Origin of the sequence: Demequina aurantiaca (assembly GCF_000975135.1) — a bacterium.
Taxonomy (GTDB): Bacteria; Actinomycetota; Actinomycetes; order Actinomycetales; family Demequinaceae; genus Demequina; species Demequina aurantiaca.
This window is the reverse complement of the sequence record NZ_BBRF01000001.1, coordinates 645706-664635: the sequence shown is the minus strand read 5'-3', so window position 1 is coordinate 664635 and position 18930 is coordinate 645706. Positions and strand designations below refer to the sequence as shown.

Here is an 18930-nt window from a genome sequence, read left to right as displayed (position 1 = left end):
TGGCCCTCATCTCTTTGGTGCGTCGGGGGTGGCTGGGCGATTAGCCCTCGAGCGCCTCGCTGACGACGTCCTTGGCCTCCGCCTGAACCTCGGCGAGGTGAGACTCGCTCACAAAGCTCTCCGCATAGATCTTGTAGACGTCCTCGGTGCCGGACGGCCGCGCGGCGAACCACGAGTCCTTGGTGGTCACTTTGAGTCCGCCGATCGCGGCGCGGTTGCCCGGCGCGCTGGTGAGTTTGTCCTCGATGCGGTGCCCGGCCAGGGTGGTGGCTCCCACCTGCGCGGGCGACAACTTCTTGAGGGTGTCCTTTTGAGCGGGAGTAGCCGGGGCGTCCACCCGTGCGTACCAACTCTCGCCGAGTTCATTGGTGAGCGACCGGTGCAGGGTCGACGGGGACGAGCCGGTGGTGGCGGTGATTTCGGACGCCAGCAACGCCAGAATCAGGCCATCCTTGTCGGTCGTCCATACGCGGCCGTCGCGGCGCAGGAAGCTGGCGCCAGCAGACTCCTCCCCGCCGAACGCGACGTCGCCGGACAGCAGTCCCGGCACGAACCACTTGAATCCCACCGGCACCTCAACGACGGTACGGCCGATGCTGCGGCCTACCCGGTCGATCAGGCTCGAGGACACCAGGGTCTTGCCGATCTTGGCGCCGGCGGGCCACTGGGGCCGGGCGCCGCCGTACAGGTAGGCAATGGAGGCGGCAAGGAAGTGGTTGGGGTTCATCAGGCCGCCGTCGCGAGTGACGATGCCGTGGCGGTCGCTGTCTGCGTCGTTGCCCGTGGCGATATCGTACGGGGCGTCGCCGGTCGCCATCTTCTCGCGCAGCGAGGCCATCGCGTACGGCGATGAGCAGTCCATGCGGATCTTGCCGTCCCAGTCGAGGGTCATGAACGCCCAACGGGGGTCCACCCTGGGGTTCACCACGGTGAGGTTGAGCCTGTGCTCCTCGCCGATGGCTCCCCAGTAGTCCACGGCCGCTCCACCCAGGGGATCGGCGCCAATGCGCACATCTGCGTTCCGGATGGCATCGAGGTCGATCACCGACGGCAGGTGGTCGAGGTAGAGCTTGAGGAAGTCGAAGCCCTCGGTCGTGTCCGCCGCACGTGCCTTCGCGTAAAGCATGCGGGGGACCTGACGCCACTCACCCGAGAGGATCTCGTTGGCGCGGTTCGCGATCCACTGGGTCGCATCCGTGTCCGCCGGCCCACCGTGCGGCGGGTTGTACTTGAAGCCGCCGTCGCGAGGTGGGTTGTGAGAGGGCGTGACCACAATGCCGTCGGCCAGGCCCTTTCCGGACGTGCGCAGACCGCTCTCGTCCACGGAGCCGTTGGCCACCAGGATCGCGAGCGACACCGCTGGCGTGGGGGTGAAGCCGTCGCGGCTGTCGATGCGTACGCGCACCCCCGCGGCGGCGAGCACCTCGAGGGCGGTCTCCTGCGCGGGCCCGGACAGCGCGTGCGTGTCTTTGCCGATGTACAGCGGACCGTCGATGCCCTGACCGCGTCGGTACTCCACGATGGCTGCGGTGGTCGCGACGATGTGTGCCTCATTGAATGCGGTGTCGAAGGCGCTACCGCGATGCCCGGAGGTGCCGAACACGACTCGCTGGGTCGCGATGCGGGGGTCGGGGACCAGGTCGTAATACTGACCAATCAGGTCATCGGTGTCGATGAGATCTTCGGGGAGGGCAACTGTTCCGGCGCGTGGGTGCATGGCTCCACTCTTCCACCTCGGCGCCCGCCGCGGCAATGGCACGGGCAGTTTGGCCGCATCGTCCCTGAAAAAAGGTCACGAAAGCGCAAGGAATAGGCAAAATCGGAGTTGACCGGGCATCGGCGCTCGCTAGGCTGGGCACGTGGAAGATTCCGTCGAGCCTGATGCTCCCCGTGGTGCCGTCGACGGCCCCACGTCGAGCGCGGCGGCCATGCGCCGCCGCCGATCCTCGGGGGCTCAGGCACGCGCCGCCGATGCACCCGCCGAGACTCAGGTGGCAGCGCTCATTCTCGCCCATGACCAGGCACGACGCATCGCGGCCACCGTGCGTGCAGCCCGTGCGATTCCAGGGGTCGACCTGGTACTCGTCGTGGACGATGGCTCGACTGACAACACCCAAGACTTGGCGCGCAAGGCCGGTGCCGTCGTGGTGCGCCACTCGCATCACCGAGGGCGTGCGGAAGCGGCGGAGACCGGCGCGTCGGTCATCGCGATGCGCGACGAGCCCGGCGCCCCGCCCCGTGCGATCCTGCTTCTCGACGGCGCGCTCGGCAACTACGCGATTGGGGCCGCCCAGCTGGTACCCGCGGTGACCGAGTCTGTCGCTGACCTCGCGATCGCGTTGACGGTAGGCGGCAAGACCGCCGAGGGACTGTCCTCGGCCGCGGCTCGCAAGGCGATCGAGCGGGCGTCGCACTGGGTGCCGCGTCAACCACTCAGCCGCATCAGGTGCATGACACGCGAGGCGCTCGAGGCCGCGATGCCCCTCGCTCGCGGGGACGGTCTCGAGGTCGGCATGACGCTGGACGTCTTGCACGCGGGACTGCTGGTGTCCGAGGTCGAGTGCGAAATCCGGCACAAGCCCATCCGCAAGGCAAAGCGCACCCCCACTCAGCGCCTTAAGCGGCTGCGAGACGTACAGTTGGCGATCGGTGCGCGCCGGGCCCGGGCGATGGTGTCGACCACCACGGGTGCCGTCGTGAATGCGTTGCCGTTTGGAGGCTCCACCGAGATCCCCACTCGGTCCGCGGATCCCGCAGAGGCGACGACCCCCGCGGCGAAAGCCGAGGCGCCAGGTGAACCCACGCCCGCATCGGCCGACAAGAGTGCGCCAAAGAAGACCGCCACCAAGAGAAAGCCGGCGACTCCGAAGGCTGCCGGCACAGCCAAGGCTGCCGGCGCGAAAAAGCCTGCCGCAACCAAGAAGAAGTCTGCTTCCGCAAAGGACCCCACGTGACCTCACTGCCCCGATACGCGTACCTGGGCCCCGCGGGGACCTTTACCGAGCTCGCGTTGCGCAGGATTGTGGGCGATGCACCGGTCGAGGACGTCCCGTGCGTGGACGTTCTGACCGCGCTCGGCTCAGTGCGCGACGGCAACGCCGACTTCGCGGTCGTCGCCATTGAGAACACCGTCGAGGGTGGTGTCACCGCGACGCTGGACACCCTTGCGGCTGGCTCGTCGCTGGTCATCCTGGGCGAGGTGGTGTTGCCCGTCGAGTTCGAGCTGGTGGCACGGCAGGGAACCAGCCTGAGCGATATCACGCGGATCGGCTGCCACTCGCACGCGTGGGCCCAGTGCCGACGCTGGGCGCATGCCGCGCTACCCGACGTGAGCTTCGTGGCGGCGTCGTCCAACGCGGCGGGTCCCACTCTGCTTGCCGATCTCGCTCTCTCGCTCGACGACGTGGGCTTCGAGGCCGCGCTTGCGCCTCCCGGCTCCGCTGAGCGTTTTGGACTCGAGTTGCTCGTGGATCACGTCGCCGACAACCCTCATGCCGCCACGCGCTTTGTGCGGGTGGGTCGCCCCGCGGCGGTACCGGAGCCCACCGGAGCGGACAAGACCACGCTCATGGTGCACCTTCCCACTGAGCGTGCGGGTGCGTTGCTCGAGATGCTTGAGCAGTTCGCCGCCCGTGGCGTGAACCTGTCCCGCATCGAGTCGCGGCCCATCGGCGACCGCCCGGGAGAATACTCGTTCTCCATTGACGCGCTCGGTCACGTGGCCGAGGCCCGTATGGCGGAGGTGCTGATCGGCCTCAAGCGCACCTGCCCGCACGTCGTGTTCCTGGGGTCCTACCCCGCGGCCAATGCGCCGCAGACCCCCATCGTTCCTGGTACGTCGAATGCTGACTTCGAGTCCGCGCGCGCCTGGGTGCAGGGCCTACGCACGACCGACTAGGCCCTACCCTCGCGCCACGCGTCGCTAGCTTTCCTTTGGAGGCGTGGTCGCCGGGGTTTCTGCCGTCGGCACAGAGGGCGAGGTCCCGGCGGATTCTGCGGTGAGTAGGGCATCGGCGCTGGCGATGGCCTCGGCGATGCTGTCGTCATCGCCAGCCAGGACGGCGTCCCCGGTGCCGTCAAATACCTTGTCGCCCATGGGGACGCGCATCCTGAGGGCACCCCGCGCCACCTCGGCGTGAATGCCGGTGGCCCGGCCAAGTGACTCGCCATCGACCTGAATCTTCTGGGGATGCTTCATCTGAATCTCTACCGACTTGCCGCGCACGTGGTCGATGCGCGACGTGCGCCAGGCCCTCATCGCGTCGGGCTGCTTGAGACCCGCGCCCTGCGCCATGACGGTGCCGAACAGGTCCGTCCAGCCCACCACGCCCGCGCGGGCGTCGAGGGTGGCGACATCGAGCGTGCCATCGGTGACCGAGGCATCGGGAATCAAGCGAATACCACCGGGAAGGCTGCCCACGTTGGCGACCAGCACGGTGCGCATGTGGCTCGTGATGGCGGGGGAGCCGTCAATGGAGACGGAGGCCTCCATGCGCTTCTCGCCCACGTGGCGGACGGCGGCGAGAAAATACGCAAACCAACCCAACTTGCGCTTCATCCTGTCGTCCGCGCCGGCGACCATCTCCGCGTCGAACCCGGCTCCGGCAATCACCAAGCAGATGTGCTTGTCACGGTTGGTGTGACCACGGTGTGCGCGTTCCACGTCGAGCCACACGACGTCGATCGCCGCCTCCTCGCCCTCAAGAATCGCGCGCAGCAACGCGGGGGAGTCCCCGAGGGGGAGTTCGAGGTTGCGCGCGAACAAGTTGCCCGTGCCCATCGGCAGGATGCCCATCGCGATGTCGGTGCCGGCCACGGCCGCAGCCACGGAACGTACGGTGCCGTCGCCGCCCACGGCGACCACCACATCGGCGCCGGACTCGATCGCCTCACGTGTCTGGCCCTCGCCGGGATCCTCCGCGGTGGTGAAGTACCACAGCGGCTCCGGCATGTACCGGATCGAGCAGGCGCGCATGGACAATTCGCGAAGTTCGGAGATGCCGTCCTTAGTGGGGTTAGCGATGAACGCAATGCGTTCGCGGCGCCCCGAGGCGGGACCGACGTGCCCCAGTTCGTGCCCGCGGCGCGACTTAATACGCAACAGCTTGCGCCAGATGTTCGGCACCGCGATGGGGTCACGGTGGCCGATGTGGCGGGTCGTCGTCACACCGATCACGAGCGCCAAGATTCCCACAAACAGCGCAACGGAACTGAGGACTATTGCAAGCATTCCTACAGCCTATTGCCCCGCCGTTAGACTTACCTCCATGATCGACCTGAAACTGCTCCGCAATGACCCCGATACCGTGCGTGCCAGCCAGGTCTCTCGCGGCGAGGACCCCGCGGTGGTGGATCACGTGCTCGCCGCAGACGCCGAGCATCGCGCCTCGCTCGCTTCCTTTGAGGCCAAGCGCGCGGAGCAGAAATCACTGGGCAAGTCCGTCGCGCAGGCCAAGGGCGAAGAAAAGCAGGCCGTGCTCGCGCAGGCGAAGGCCCTCGCCGGCGAGGTCAAGGAACTTCAGGCATCGGCCGATGCCGCGGCGGCTCGCGCGGTCGAGCTCGCCCGGTCACTGGGCAACATCCCCGAGCAGGGCGTGCCCAGCGGTGGCGAGGAGAACTTTACGGTGCTGCGCCACGAGGGCACCCCGCGCGACTTCGCTGCCGAGGGCGTCGACGTCCAGGATCACCTGGCCATCGGCGAGGGACTCAAGGCCATCGACATGGAGCGTGGCGCCAAGGTGTCCGGGTCACGGTTCTACTTCCTCAGCGGGATTGGCGCGCGCCTCGAACTCGCAATCCTCAACGCGGCCATGGCGGCGGCGCAGGACGCCGGCTTCAGCCCCATGATCACGCCCACGTTGGTGCGACCCGAGACCATGGCCGGCACGGGCTTTTTGGGCAATCACGCTGACGAGATCTACTACCTCGAGAAGGACGACCTCTACCTGGTGGGCACGTCCGAGGTGGCACTCGCCGGCTACCACTCGGACGAGATCCTCGACCTCGAGGGAGGGCCGCTGCGCTACGCGGGCTGGAGCACCTGCTACCGCCGCGAGGCCGGTTCCACTGGGCGGGACACGCGCGGCATCATTCGCGTTCACCAGTTCCAGAAGATCGAGATGTTCTCATATGTGACGGCGGCCGATGCCGCGGCCGAGCATGCTCGTTTCCTCGCCACCGAGGAGGCCATGCTGCAGGCGCTCGAACTTCCATACCGTGTGATCGACACCGCTGCCGGCGACCTGGGTCAGAGCGCGGCGCGCAAGTTTGACTGCGAGGCGTGGCTGCCCAGCCAGGAGCGCTGGATGGAGGTCACCTCGACCTCCAACTGCACCACCTACCAGGCACGACGGCTTGGAATTCGCGAGCGCGGCGAACACGGCACCGAGGCCGTGGCTACCGTGAATGGCACCATCGGCACCACGCGCTGGATTGTCGCGTTGCTCGAGAATCATCAGCAGGCCGACGGGTCCGTGTACGTACCTCCACTGTTGCGGCCCTACCTCGGCGGCCTCGAGGTGCTTGAGCCGGTCCGGTAGCCTTCCTGCACCCATTGGCTGCTGGGGCGCACCGGCGCGTTTACCGAAGCGTCACGTGGTGGTGTTTCCGCGAGTCAGACGCGCGTCGTAAAGTCGAGGCATGACCGAAGCTGAACTTGCCATGAACCCGCCGCTCGACGAGAACTCCTGGCAGTTGCTGGGGCTGGACATTGACGGCACGCTCATGCATTGGGGCGGCGACATCTCACCCGCAGTGGTCGACGCGGTGGAGAAGGTGCGCATGTGCCGCAACCACGTCATCCTCGCGACCGGCCGCAACATCATCGCGACGCTGCCGGTGGCCGAGACCCTTGGAATTCGGCGCGGGTGGGCCGTGTGCTCCAACGGCGCCATCACGATCCGCCTGAATCCCGGCACCCCGGGCGGCTACGACATCGTCGAGAAGGTCACCTTCAACCCTCGGGCGGCGCTCGAGCTCATCCGCCAGGAGATGCCTGACGCATTTTTTGCGGTGGAGGACCTGGGCGTTGGCTTCCGCGTCAGTCAGGAGTTCCCTATGGGCGAACTCGTGGGTCGACAGCGCGTGGTGGACAGCTTCGAGGAGCTCTACGAGGAGGAATGCACCCGCGTGGTCATCCGTGCGCCCGGCGGCGACGTGAGCCACTTCGATGCCCTGGTTCAGCGCCTGGGGCTCAACGACGTCACCTATGCCGTGGGCTACAGCGCCTGGCTCGACCTCACGCCTCCGGGGGTGAGCAAGGCCTCGGCACTCGAGGCGCTGCGTCGTCAGCTAGGGGTCTACCCGGACCACACCGTGGCAGTGGGCGACGGCAACAATGACATCGACATGCTGAAGTGGGCCGGGCGCTCCGCCGCAATGGGTAACGCAATCGAACGTGTGCGTGAAACGGCCGACCGCGTGGTGCCAAGCGTCGAGGACGACGGAGTGCTCGACGTGTTACTGCCCATGATCGACCCCAAGCGCCTCGCGGTGCTGTGACTGAAGTGGGGGATTCCCCCGAGTCGCACACCGACGACCATGCCAGGCGGCGCCGCACCTCGGTGCTGGGGACGTCGCAACTCTTCACTTCCGTCGGCGTCGCCTCCGGCCTGGCGGTTGGCAGCCTGCTCGCCGAGGACATCACCGGACGCACCTCGCTCAGCGGGTTGCCCACGACCGCGATGGTGCTCGGCGCCGCAATTCTCGCCGTGCCGTTGGCCCGGTTCGCCTCACGCTCGGGGCGCCGCAACGCATTGATCACGGGGCTGCTGATCGCTGCCCTGGGTTCCGCGACCATCATCCTGGCCGCCGCGCAGAACCTGTTTCCACTGCTACTGCTGGGGGCTCTGCTCGTGGGGGGCGGGACGGCAACGGGACTCCAGGCGCGCTACGCCGCGACTGACAACGTGCCCACGCGCCATCGTGGGCGCAGCCTGTCCATTGTGGTGTGGGCCTCGACGGCGGGCGCGGTGCTGGGTCCCAACCTCATCGATCTTGGTGCGACGGTCGCCCACGCCCTCACGATCCCCGACCTGGCCGGCCCCTGGGTGCTGACCGTGGCGGCGCTGCTGGTGTCGGTGGTGATTCTGGGCATCGGCCTGCGTGGTTCCGGGCCAGTGGGAGGCAACCGCCAGCCCGCCTCCATCCGCATCACCTTGGCGGCGGTGGTGTCACGCCGCGACGGGCTGATCGGCTTGGTGTCGCTGGGCACCGGACACGCCGTCATGGTGGGAATCATGGCGATGAGTGCCGTCCATCTGCATGGTCACGGCTCAAGTTTCACGTTCATCGGCCTCGTCATCAGCATCCACGTCGCCGGCATGTACGCCTTCAGCCCCCTATTTGGCGCCGCGGTGGACCGCTGGGGTGCAATCCGCGTCATCGTGCTTGGCGTCGCGCTGCTGTGTGTGGGTGCGCTCGCGACCATGATGGCCGGCTTCGCGGATGGCCGTATGGACCACGGCGCGGCCCAGCAGTGGATCACCGGTGGTCTCCTCGTCATTGGGTTGGGGTGGTCGGCGTGCATGATCGCCGGATCCACGTTGCTCTCCACGGGTGCCCACGAAGCCGACGAGCGCGTCAGCAACACTGACGTGCAGGGAACCTCAGACCTGATCATGGGACTCGCTGGCGCGACCGCGGGAGCGGGATCAGGTGCGGTGCTTGCCTGGGTCGGCTACAGCGGACTGTCGCTGGTCGGCATCGGCTTGCTGGTGCCATTGCTCATCCTGTTGATGGTGAAGCGTCCGGCCGCTCCGCAGGTCGTCCCAGACCACGCGCTCTCCTCGTAGCGGTCCCTTTTTGCACGACTCTCGGGCCTAGAAATTCCAGGCGGTCCGCGAGCGCTCGGGTCGCTAGTGTTGGGTCATGAACTGGCTGATGTCCCCCGCTCATCACCGCTGGCTTGAGGCGGAGTCCCACCGTCTGATTGGTTTCGCGGAGGCTTCCAAGCACCCTGACGGCGGCTTTGGCTTCCTGCGCACCGACGGAACGCTGGATGAATCGCGCGACGTGGAGTTGTGGATTACGTGTCGCATGACGCACGTCTTCGCCATCGCAGCGCTGATGGGACGCCCCGGTGCCGCCGCTCTTGTGGACCACGGCCTGGATGCGCTGCGCGGTCGTCTTTACGACGTCGAGCACGGCGGCTGGTTCGCTGCAGTCGATGCCGAGGGCCCCACCAACACCGCCAAGGAGGCCTACGGGCACGCGTTCGTGATCCTCGCGGCCTCGAGTGCCAAGGCGGCCGGTCGCGAGGGTGCCAGCGCGATGTTGCGTGACGCCCTCGACGCACACCAGACCCATTTTTGGGACGAGGCGGAGGGGATGAGTCGCGAGTCGTTCAATCGCGACTGGTCCGAGGAAGAGGACTACCGCGGGATCAATTCCAACATGCACATGGTCGAGGCCTACCTCGCCGCCGCCGATGTGACCGGAGAGCGTGACCTTTTGCAGCGGGCCCTACGGATCACTGAGCGCACCGTTCACGGCTTCGCGCGCGAGCACGAGTGGCGACTTCCCGAGCACTTCACTTCCGAGTGGCAGCCCATTCTCGACTACAACGAAAGCACACCCGCACACCCCTTCCGGCCATTCGGAGCGACCATCGGGCACTGGTTCGAGTGGTCCCGGCTCACGCTGCAGTTGGCGGCATCCCTTGAGCAGAGCGGCCACGCCGCCCCAGAGTGGATGCTGGCCGATGCGCAGGATCTGTTCGAAGCCGCGGTCACCCAGGGATGGGCAGTCGATGGGATGCCAGGCTTCACCTATACCGTCGACTTTGAGGGCGTTCCAGTGGTCCGCGAGCGCATGCACTGGGTGAGTGCGGAGGCGATCGCGGCGGCGGCAGTGCTGTGGCAGCGCACTCGCGCGGACCGCTGCGCGGATTACTATCGCGAGTGGTGGGACTTTGTCGGTGAGTACCACGTCGACGCTGTTGGCGGTTCGTGGTGGCACGAGCTCGATTCACAGAATCGACGCGCCAGCACCGTCTGGGAAGGCAAAGTCGACGTCTATCACGCGCTGCAGGCGACGATCTATCCGCGCCTGCCCATCACGCCCGCCATCGCCGCCTCACTAGCGTCCGAGAATCTCAGATAGTCATCCGCCTGGAGCGCTGCGGGCGAGGACGTGCGGTGTGGGGGCTAAGGGATGAGGAGTAGTTTGCCGCGCACCCCGCCTGCGTCCATGGCACGGTGAGCCTCGGCCACGTCGTCCAGCGCAAAGCGCGCGTGAGTGACGGGACGCACGTCCGTCGGAATCAGGGGCCAGAGTTCGCGCTCGACTCCTCGAACGATCGCCGCCTTCTGAGCGTGAGGTCGTGAACGCAGGCTGGTGGCAATCACGCTGAGCCGCTTGGCGAGCATCGTGCCGAGGTTGATCTCTCCCACGGACCCCTTCTGCATACCGATCACCACGAGTCGGCCGTCGGCGCGAAGTGCAGCGAGGTTCCGCTCAAGATAAGCGGCCCCCACGACGTCCAGGATGACGTCGGCGCCGCCACGCGTGTTGACCTCGGCGACGAAGTCCTGTGAGCGATAGTCGATGGCATGATGCGCACCCAGGTCGAGACAGGCCTGTGCCCGCTCGGGACCCCCGGCGGTGGCGATCACCTGCATGCCGATGGCGCGCGCCCACTGGATGGCCATGGTCCCGATGCCTCCCGCACCGCCGTGGACCAGCAGGGTCTCGCCCGACCGCGCGGACGCGGCTTCCAGGTTTGACCACACGGTGCAGGCCGATTCGACCAGACCGCCCGCATCTACGAGGTCCACGCCGACGGGCGCGGGCAGGACCAGGTCCTGGTCTACAGCGACCGCCTCGGCATAGCCGCCTCCGGCCAGCAGCGCACACACGGGGTCGCCGGGCGCCCATCGGGTCACCTCCGCCCCTACCGATGCGACGTGGCCGGAAACCTCGAGGCCGGGCCAATCCGGCGCATCGGCCGGCGGAGGGTAGTGCCCCTGGCGTTGCAAGACGTCAGCCCGGTTGATGCCGGAGGCAGTGACATTTATCACAACCTCGTGTGCCCCTGCCGCTGGCGCAGGCATATTAACCAGGGCGAATACCTCAGGAGCCCCAAACTGGGGCAAACTTGCCACCTTCACTGAAAATCACCCACATTCGTCGCGTCATAGTCTCGTCACTCAAGCGTCTCACTAACCACAGCGAGTGATGGTGCTCATGTTTGACGCCCGGTGGCCGATAACAGTGAGGATCGGAATCAACGTTGCGTGTCATGCAAGCGGCGGCCGTAACTCGCGGTTGTCAATAAGGGAGAGGTCCATGCTCCAGAGGCTGAGTATTCGAGGAAAGATCCTCGCCGTAGTAGCAGTGCCTATTCTCGTGCTGTTGCTCGCCGTCGGCGTGGTGACCTTGAACGCGACCCAGAGTCTGAACAACGCGCGAAACGTCGAGCAGTTGCTCGGCGTGCTCGGCGATGCTCGCTCGTTCGGGGCCGACCTCCAGACCGAGCGCAACCTCTCCGTGAACTACGTCGACGCGGTTGCCGTTGGCGAAAGCAAGCGTGCCGATGCCGAACAGGCGACCAATTCCGCCGTGGCCACCCTACAAACAGACGTCGCCGAGAACCCGACCCCCGAAGGTGAAGCCGCCCTCTCCCAGATCAACAAGGCCATCGGGCTCACGCAGCCCACCGTCTTTCTGGTCGACGAACGCTCCGTGGACATCGTCAGCAACGAGATTGGCGAGTGGCCCACGTTCCCGAGCGAGGCCGACGTGCAGGAGACGGTGGACAACTACACCGCCATCACCACGCAGATTGACCTCATCGGTGACGCGACTCCCGCCTCCGCTGGAATTTCGAGCTCAATTTCCAGTCTTTCCATCGCGATCGGCGCAGAAAGCGCAGCGACGCAGACCTACCTGACCGAGCCTGCAGCGCTCCAGGAACTGCTCATTGCAGCAATACCCGACACCGATGCGTCTGAGAACGCCTACAACGACGCCACCACGGGGATTGAGAGCCGCTCGGAGAACGAGTCCGTTCAGTTGACGGTTGCGGATGCCAGCGAGCAGCTCGCCCAGCTTCCCAACGTGCGTACCCAGGTGGTCAACCGAAGCATCTCCGTCTCGGTGCTCAACAGCTACTTCGGCGACACGATCGAGCCCATCGTCAAGCTCTCGTCCGACGTCTCGAGTGTGGTCTCCGACCGTGAGCTCGCCGCCCAACTTCGTGCGTACAACTCCATGGATGTGCTCGTCGAGCGCGTGCGTGCTGAAGAGGTCTACACCGACCACCTGCTCCGTGCGGGTGAGTTCCTCCCCGGTGACTCGACGTTCCAGCGCTCGCTGGTGTCGTTGTCTGACATCGCATTGGACAACGCGCAGACCACGGTGGACCCCATCGACTCCGAGATGCAGGTGCCGCCCTTCGGCGCCTCCGCGGACTCCAGCACCGGCGAGAGTGCATCGTTCGAGTCGATTCGACGAAACATCGCCTCTGGTTTGCCCGCCTCACTGATCACCGAGCGCGGCAACGACTGGCCACTCCAGGTGACGCAGGAACTCGACGTCCAGGAGCCCATTCGCGACACGCTGTGGACTGACGCCCAGGCAAACGCGTCTGACTCCCTCCAGTCCACGGTGCTGCAGACGATCCTGACGATCGTTGGAGCCGTGCTCGTGGTGGCAGCAACGATCTTCATCGCACTCTTGATTGCTCGCCGAATCATCGGCCCGCTTCGCCGCCTGACCACGACGGCAACCGCCGTTCGTCAGGAACTTCCCCGCATGGTGGAGCGCGTGGCACTGCCCGGTGAGACTGTGGACGTGTCCGAGGTACAGATTCCCGTGGAGTCCTCTGACGAGATCGGCCGTCTGGCCGAGGCGTTCAACGGCGTTAACGCGGCGACGCTCGCCATCGCAGGTGAGCAGGCCGCGCTGCGTGGCTCCATCTCGGAGATGTTCGTTAACGTCGCCCGCCGTGACCAGGTGCTCCTCAACCGCCAGCTGTCCTCTATCGATGAGATGGAGCGCACTGAGGACGACCCCGACACGCTGACGCGACTGTTCGCGCTGGACCACCTCGCAACGCGAATGCGTCGTAACTCTGAGTCGCTGCTCGTGCTCGCAGGTATTGACACCGGTCGCCGCCTGCGCCGCCCGATGCCGCTCGCCGACGTGATCCGTACCGCATCGTCTGAAATCGAACTGTACGAGCGTGTTCAGCTTGAGCTTGACGCCGACCCCGCCATGGTCGGTCACTCCGCGTTGACCGCCGCGCACCTGTTCGCGGAGCTGCTGGAGAACGCCACCGTGTTCTCCGACCCCGGCACGCCCGTGGTGGTGCGCACGTTCGAGCGCGACGGCAACTTCCTCGTGGAGGTCGAAGACTCGGGAATTGGCATGACCGCGGACGAGCTCCACGAGGCCAACAACCGCGTGGCTTCGACCGCCGCATCGGAAATCCTTGGTGCACAGCGACTGGGACTGTTCGTGGTTGGTCGTATTGCCCGCCGCGTGGGTGCCCGTGTGTCGATCGCGTCCAAGGAAGGCGAAGGCACGGTGGCGACCGTCACGATGCCGCCCACGCTGTTCGACACCCGTTCGCAGGAGCCCGTCGCACACGTGTCCACAAATGCAGTGGACACCGCCATGCACGCTCCTTCGGCACTCGTGGGGCACAACGCCGCCGACGAGGTCATGGACACCACGTCGGAGCCCGATGCCACGAAGCGCCCGAGCGCTCCCACGTACCAGCCCGCATCGGTTGCCGCCGGCGCGAGCCTCGTGGGTCGCACGGACGATGCCGTGGCGGAGGAGTCGCCCGTCGAGCAGGCGTCCGAGCCGACGGTTGATGACTTGATCGCAGCGGATGCCGCGGTCGCGCCCGAGGCAACCGCGATCGACGCAGCCGCCCTCGCAGGCGGACTCACCGCATCCGGTCTGCCCGCTCGCCGCCGTCGTAGCAACGCTGGAGCGGAAGCGGCCAGTGAGGAAGAGCGCGCCAAGATCATCGGCTTGCCCGTGCGCGCAACGCCCGACCAGCTCAGCGCGCTTGACGCTGAAGCCCCGACCGGCTTCACGCCCAGCGTCTCTGCGGACGAGATCGCTCCGCAGACGGCTGAGGAGCGGGCCTCGATGTTCCGTGGGTTCCGCTCACGCAAGGCCACCGAGCAGGACATGCCTGTCAGTGTCGATCCCGAGGCTGAGTCCATGGGGCAGGCAGCACGCCGTGGCGCGTTTATCGAGCCTCCCGTGTCGCAGGTACCGGCAGTCCCGGAGACCCCTGAGGTTGCTGAGCCCGAGAGCCCGGCTGAGCCCGAGATGGAGATTCCGCAGCTCGAGGATGACAAGCCAGCGGCCGACGACCGGCCGACGTTCGCCATGCCAAAGTTCGATTCCCAGCAGGGCGCGAGCGGAGCCATCGTGGCGGGTGCCGTTGGCCTCGGAGCCGCGGCCGGCATTGCCGCCCACGGCAACGCGTCCGACGACGACGACAACGCGAGTGCTGACGCGACCGGCGACGAGAACGCCACCAGCGCCACCGACGACAGCAGCGCGCCTGTCGCATCGCAGGAGACTCCCGCGGAGCCACAGGCGTGGACTATTCCGCAACTCGAGGACGACGAGCCCGAGCTCGCGGCCGAGGATGCTCACGACATTGAGGACGCGCCCATGGTGGTGCCCTCGCTGGTCGAGGATGAAGTTGACGAGGGTGCCGGAGAAGCAAACCTCGACGAGCCATACTCATGGGGCGCTCCGCCCGTTGCCGAGGCACCGCAGGACGCCGCCGCTTCCGAGGAAGCTAGCGACGCTGCACCCGTGGCCGACGGCTTCCCTGTGCCGGAAACCACTCCGTCCCACGATGCGCCCGTCGAGCGTCCGGTGCCGTCCTACGGCGTCGACCAGGTATCTCTGGAGACGGGACCCACCTTCTCCGAGCCCGCACCAAGTGCGCCGGTCGCGGCCACACCGCCCGCGCCCACGGGTGCACCGCTTTCGGAAGGCACCGAGCCGGCACCGTACACACCTGCGCCATATGCGCCTGAGGCGGACGCTCCAGTGACGGAGGCAGCTCCCGCTGTGTCCGCGCCTTACGCCCCCGAGGCAGACGCCGCACCGGCTGCAGCTCCACAGTCACCCGCTCCGTCGCACCAGATGGACCCGGCCGCACTGGCCGCGCTCACCGCGACTCCAAGCATGGACGACCTCATGCAGCCGGGCGAGGACGATGACAAGCCGAACTTCTTCTCGCGCCTGTTTGGCCGTGGCAAGAAGGCGACGGAAGCGCCCGCGCCCGTACCGGCATCGGACGTCAGCAAGTCTCCCGCTGCGGCCCCCGTGTTTGCTCCGATCACCCCTCCCTCGCAACCGCCCGCGCAGGCGCCGGCCGCCTCGCCGCACACCGGTTTCACACCGGCGGCGACGCCCGAGCCCGCTCAGGCACGTGAGGAAGCACCGGCATCCGAGCCTGCGGCTCAGCCCGATGCGCAGCCCGCCTGGGGTCAATTCACCCCGGCGGTGTCCTTGCACGACGCACCCGCCAAGGACGAGTCGCCGTGGCACACGCAGTCGACGCCCACTCCGCAGCAGCCCTCTGAGCCGGCACAGCCGGTCGAAGCGGCTCAGCCGGTCGAACCCGCTCCGGCGGCGCCCGCGCCGGTCGCTGCGGCGAGCTTCTTCGCGCCACGTACTGACGACGCACCGCAGCAGACGCAGTTCTCACCCGACGAACTCGCCAGCCCGATGGGCTGGGAGGCCGCCGGTGCGAGTGCGCTGCAGGCCGCGGAGCCCGATGTTCAGACGTCGTACAGCCCCAAGGTGGACTTCGAGTCCGATCACGACGGCGACTCGGACCTCTCGAGCGTGTTTAGCGAGTTCAGCTCGCTGTCCGCCGAACGCCCCAAGGTAGAGAAGACGCGAGCCGGCCTCCAGAAGCGCCGTTCCGCCGATGCTCCGCCTGTGCAGGTGACGCCCATCGAGGAGGAAGTCGTGGTCGCACCTCGCGAACGCGATGCCGATGCCGTACGTTCACGTTTTAGTAGTTTCTATTCCGGCACCGAGCGTGCTCGTTCTGATGCAGCCGAATTTGAGCGGTCTCAGGCGACTAGCGACGCGAAGGAATGAGAGTATGACCCACATCAGTGATCAACCGCTCCGGCCCCGGAGCAGCAACCTCAAGGAGGAGCAGTGACCGCGCTCAGTACTGAAGCCACTAACTTCGGATGGCTTCTGGACAACTTTGTCCAAACCGTGCCCGGCACTCGCCACACCCTGGTCGTCAGTGCTGACGGCCTACTCATGGCGATGTCGAAGAACCTCGATCGCACCGGCGGTGACACGCTCGCGGCCGTTGTGTCCGGCATGGCTTCACTGACCCGCGGCGCCGCACGCCAGCTGCAGGCGGGTGAGGTTCGCCAGTCCATCATTGAGATGGACGAGCTGTTCCTGTTCCTCATGAGCGTGTCCAACGGTTCCGTTCTGGCAGTGGCCGCCGACTCCACGTGTGACGTGGGACTGGTGGGCTACGAGATGACTCTGCTGGTGTCGCGCACGGAGAACGCGCTCACGCCTCAGCTCATCACGGAGATGCGTCAGAACCTGCCTACGGATGGCGCCACGCGCGCATAGGCAAATATGACCGATTCAATGGCGACATCGGAACACGGAGACGAAGAGGCGTACACGGTGCGCCCCTACGCCGTCACCGGCGGGCGTGTGAGTGCTGCGAGCACCGGCCTTCCCATGGAGGCGCTCGTCGAAGCGCTATCCGATTATCAGACTTTACGGGGGCTTACCCCTGAAAAGAAGAAGATCCTGCAGCTTGCTGCGGGCCAGTACCAATCCGTGGCTGAACTTTCGGCTCACACCCGGCTTCCGCTGGGTGTGGTCCGGGTGCTCGTCACGGATCTTGCCGATCAAAATCATCTGAAAATTCATACCGGCGGAACCGCGAGCGATGCAACGACGCACGACGAGTCCGGCGGTCTTTCCCTGAGTCTCCTGGAGAGTGTCCTCGATGGCATCGCAGCCCTCTGACGCACCGACGGCGCCTGTGAGCGCCCCCGTTGCAGCCCCTACCGTTGTCAAAATCGTGATCGCTGGTGGTTTTGCCGTGGGCAAGACCACCTTCATCGGCTCGATCTCTGACATTGATCCCCTCAACACCGAAGCCGCCATGACGGAGCACTCGGTGGGCGTCGACGACGCTGGTGGGGTCACCGACCGCAAGACCACCACGACGGTGGCGATGGACTTCGGTCGTATCGCCCTGCCTGGTTCGCTTTGGCTCTACCTGTTCGGCACGCCCGGCCAGGACCGCTTCTTGTTCATGTGGGATGACCTGGTTCGTGGCGCCATCGGCGCGGCCGTGCTAGTCGACACCGAACGTCTCGACCAGTGCTTCCCGGCTGTTGACTACTTCGAGGGCAAGGGCATCCCCTTTGTCGTCTGCGTCAACTGCTTTGACGGTGTGGCTCGCCACCAGCTCGAGGACGTGCGTGAGGCACTTGGGCTGTCGCCCGAGACCCCCATCATGTACACGGACGCACGCGAGAAGGCCGCTACCAAGCAGGCACTGATCGCGGTCGTTCAGCTCGCCATGAAGCGACTCAAGAACGACTAGTTCATCGGTAGTGACGACGGGCGGCACACCTGATGGTGTTCCGCCCGTCGTCGCGTACCGGGATAGTCTGTGACCTGTGATTTACGTCGATGGCACCGCGCTGATCCGCTTCCTCCCCGGGGTGCGGTACTTCGACGAATGGAACGAGTGGGCGGTGCCGCGCATCAATGCGCTGGCCACCACGCAGCTGGGACTGACCGAGCTGCGCCAGGCGGCTGAGCTCTTCCCGCGCGAGACTAAGTCCAAGGCCTTCGACGTGGTCGAACAGGTCCGCGCCAAGATGCCGGTGATTCGATTCTCCGACGAGAACGTCTCCGTCTCCACGCACGCCTCTGTGGTTCTCAAGCCCTTCGCCGCGCTGCACCTGGGTGCCGCCGTGGCGCACAGCGCCATTGACACCATCGCCACGTATGACGGCGACTTGGCGCGGGTGGCTGAGCTTTACGAGCTCAAGATCATTACCCCCGGGCTCTACCCGGGCTGGCACAACGGAACCGCGCGCGGTTAGCGCGGATTAACGACTCGCGCTCGCGCCTGGCATAATCACACGGTGCCGTTCTTTCGGCGCACGCTAGGAGAGTTGACCGAGCGGCCGAAGGTGACAGTCTTGAAAACTGTTGAGGCGTAACCCGCCTCCGCGGGTTCGAATCCCGCACTCTCCGCCATTTTTGCCCAGGCGAGCCGCCCGCTCCGGTCGCCCGTGTCGTGCGTAATGCGCCCTGCGCTTACACCTGCGCGCAAATCAGTCGCCAAATGAGCCGAGATGTAAGCGCAAGGGCCGCGGGGTCGGCCTGAAGTCTCGCTCGCCGAGCGCCGCCCACAGGCTCAACTAGGGCCGATGAAAATGCGCGCTTTGGTAAGTGAGCCCACGGGCAGGTAGTCTGTGTTCTCGCTAGGAGACGTCGCATAGTCCGGCCTAGTGCGCATCCCTGCTAAGGATGTGACGGAGCAATCCGTCCGTGGGTTCAAATCCCACCGTCTCCGCCACTGTGAGCCCTCGGGCTCGCGAGTGCAAAACATGAGTGTGCAAGGCTGTATACTCGTGACTCGGCCTTTGGGCCGACGCGCCCGTAGCTCAACGGATAGAGCATCTGACTACGGATCAGAAGGTTGGGGGTTCGAATCCCTCCGGGCGCACACTTGAGACTAGAAGTTCACTCACATCCACGATGCGGCTAGGCCGCCGGCGTCTCGCCTCTTTGGCTGATGGCTCCCCAACGTGGAGCACTGGAAAACCTCCAAGCGGACGTTGTTCCATAAAGTGCTGTCCAGTTTGTGGCGTTTTTGCGTGTTTGCCCTGCTATTTGCACCCGAATCCGTGTGATGTTTTGCACATTCTT

General features: G+C 66.1%; 14 protein-coding genes and 3 tRNA genes. 14 read left to right on the top strand and 3 right to left on the bottom strand.

Features of this window, described 5'->3' with window-relative positions:
* Nucleotides 1-40 precede the first annotated feature (40 nt).
* Nucleotides 41-1717 carry a phosphoglucomutase (alpha-D-glucose-1,6-bisphosphate-dependent) gene (gene pgm / locus AOP73_RS02980; protein WP_061963137.1) on the bottom strand — a complete coding sequence of 559 codons (1677 nt, stop codon included), beginning with the start codon at nt 1715-1717 and terminating at the stop codon, nt 41-43.
* Between the two features lie 142 nt (nt 1718-1859).
* Between pgm and AOP73_RS02975 the strand changes: the two genes are divergently transcribed.
* Nucleotides 1860-2954, top strand: coding sequence for a glycosyltransferase family 2 protein (locus AOP73_RS02975; RefSeq protein ID WP_236683484.1), 1095 nt, complete (start codon nt 1860-1862; stop codon nt 2952-2954).
* Complete coding sequence (gene pheA / locus AOP73_RS02970) at nt 2951-3898, top strand: prephenate dehydratase (protein WP_061963136.1); 948 nt, start codon at nt 2951-2953, stop codon at nt 3896-3898. Before AOP73_RS02975 ends, pheA begins: the two co-directional genes overlap by 4 nt.
* Before the next feature lie 24 nt (nt 3899-3922).
* Here the strand turns inward: pheA and AOP73_RS02965 are convergent, their stop codons facing one another.
* Nucleotides 3923-5230, bottom strand: a complete 1308-nt coding sequence (locus tag AOP73_RS02965) for a diacylglycerol/lipid kinase family protein (protein ID WP_061963135.1) — start codon at nt 5228-5230, stop codon at nt 3923-3925.
* A 37-nt stretch (nt 5231-5267) separates the two neighbouring features.
* Between AOP73_RS02965 and serS the strand changes: the two genes are divergently transcribed.
* From serS to AOP73_RS02945, 4 genes are all read left to right on the top strand, one after another.
* Complete coding sequence (serS, locus tag AOP73_RS02960; RefSeq protein WP_061963134.1) at nt 5268-6539, top strand: serine--tRNA ligase; 1272 nt, start codon at nt 5268-5270, stop codon at nt 6537-6539.
* 100 nt (nt 6540-6639) lie between these two features.
* Nucleotides 6640-7500 carry an HAD family hydrolase gene (locus tag AOP73_RS02955; protein WP_236683483.1) on the top strand — a complete coding sequence of 287 codons (861 nt, stop codon included), beginning with the start codon at nt 6640-6642 and terminating at the stop codon, nt 7498-7500.
* Nucleotides 7497-8792 (top strand): MFS transporter, encoded by a 1296-nt coding sequence (locus AOP73_RS02950; protein ID WP_061963133.1) that lies wholly within the window; start codon nt 7497-7499, stop codon nt 8790-8792. Before AOP73_RS02955 ends, AOP73_RS02950 begins: the two co-directional genes overlap by 4 nt.
* A 76-nt stretch (nt 8793-8868) precedes the next feature.
* On the top strand, nt 8869-10101 hold the full coding sequence (locus tag AOP73_RS02945) for an AGE family epimerase/isomerase (protein WP_061963132.1): 1233 nt from the start codon (nt 8869-8871) through the stop codon (nt 10099-10101).
* 44 nt (nt 10102-10145) lie between these two features.
* Here the strand turns inward: AOP73_RS02945 and AOP73_RS02940 are convergent, their stop codons facing one another.
* On the bottom strand, nt 10146-11102 hold the full coding sequence (locus AOP73_RS02940) for an NAD(P)H-quinone oxidoreductase (protein ID WP_269078514.1): 957 nt from the start codon (nt 11100-11102) through the stop codon (nt 10146-10148).
* Between the two features lie 184 nt (nt 11103-11286).
* Between AOP73_RS02940 and AOP73_RS02935 the strand changes: the two genes are divergently transcribed.
* The 8 genes from AOP73_RS02935 (at nt 11287) to AOP73_RS02900 (ending at nt 18727) form a co-directional block, all read left to right on the top strand.
* Nucleotides 11287-16092, top strand: coding sequence for a sensor histidine kinase (locus tag AOP73_RS02935; RefSeq protein WP_061963130.1), 4806 nt, complete (start codon nt 11287-11289; stop codon nt 16090-16092).
* A 63-nt stretch (nt 16093-16155) separates the two neighbouring features.
* Nucleotides 16156-16596: a roadblock/LC7 domain-containing protein gene (locus tag AOP73_RS02930; RefSeq protein WP_061963129.1), complete on the top strand. Its 441-nt coding sequence runs from the start codon at nt 16156-16158 to the stop codon at nt 16594-16596.
* 6 nt (nt 16597-16602) lie between these two features.
* Complete coding sequence (locus AOP73_RS02925) at nt 16603-17004, top strand: DUF742 domain-containing protein (RefSeq protein ID WP_084622354.1); 402 nt, start codon at nt 16603-16605, stop codon at nt 17002-17004.
* Nucleotides 16985-17590 carry a GTP-binding protein gene (locus tag AOP73_RS02920; RefSeq protein WP_061963128.1) on the top strand — a complete coding sequence of 202 codons (606 nt, stop codon included), beginning with the start codon at nt 16985-16987 and terminating at the stop codon, nt 17588-17590. The genes AOP73_RS02925 and AOP73_RS02920 overlap by 20 nt, the downstream gene beginning before the upstream one ends.
* Before the next feature lie 76 nt (nt 17591-17666).
* On the top strand, nt 17667-18098 hold the full coding sequence (locus AOP73_RS02915) for a PIN domain-containing protein (RefSeq protein WP_061963127.1): 432 nt from the start codon (nt 17667-17669) through the stop codon (nt 18096-18098).
* Between the two features lie 66 nt (nt 18099-18164).
* Nucleotides 18165-18255, top strand: a tRNA-Ser gene (locus AOP73_RS02910).
* A 230-nt stretch (nt 18256-18485) separates the two neighbouring features.
* A tRNA-Ser gene (locus AOP73_RS02905) sits at nt 18486-18577 on the top strand.
* 77 nt (nt 18578-18654) lie between these two features.
* A tRNA-Arg gene (locus tag AOP73_RS02900) sits at nt 18655-18727 on the top strand.
* Nucleotides 18728-18930 lie beyond the last annotated feature (203 nt).

Bases quoted from the DNA above. Each gene is read 5' to 3' on its own strand.
- AOP73_RS02920 (WP_061963128.1), top strand. From the start codon at position 16,985: ATGGCATCGCAGCCCTCTGACGCACCGACGGCGCCTGTGAGCGCCCCC.
- AOP73_RS02965 (WP_061963135.1), bottom strand. From the start codon at position 5,230: ATGCTTGCAATAGTCCTCAGTTCCGTTGCGCTGTTTGTGGGAATCTTG.
- AOP73_RS02935 (WP_061963130.1), top strand. From the start codon at position 11,287: ATGCTCCAGAGGCTGAGTATTCGAGGAAAGATCCTCGCCGTAGTAGCA.
- AOP73_RS02925 (WP_084622354.1), top strand. From the start codon at position 16,603: ATGACCGATTCAATGGCGACATCGGAACACGGAGACGAAGAGGCGTAC.
- AOP73_RS02945 (WP_061963132.1), top strand. From the start codon at position 8,869: ATGAACTGGCTGATGTCCCCCGCTCATCACCGCTGGCTTGAGGCGGAG.
- pgm (WP_061963137.1), bottom strand. From the start codon at position 1,717: ATGCACCCACGCGCCGGAACAGTTGCCCTCCCCGAAGATCTCATCGAC.
- serS (WP_061963134.1), top strand. From the start codon at position 5,268: ATGATCGACCTGAAACTGCTCCGCAATGACCCCGATACCGTGCGTGCC.
- AOP73_RS02955 (WP_236683483.1), top strand. From the start codon at position 6,640: ATGACCGAAGCTGAACTTGCCATGAACCCGCCGCTCGACGAGAACTCC.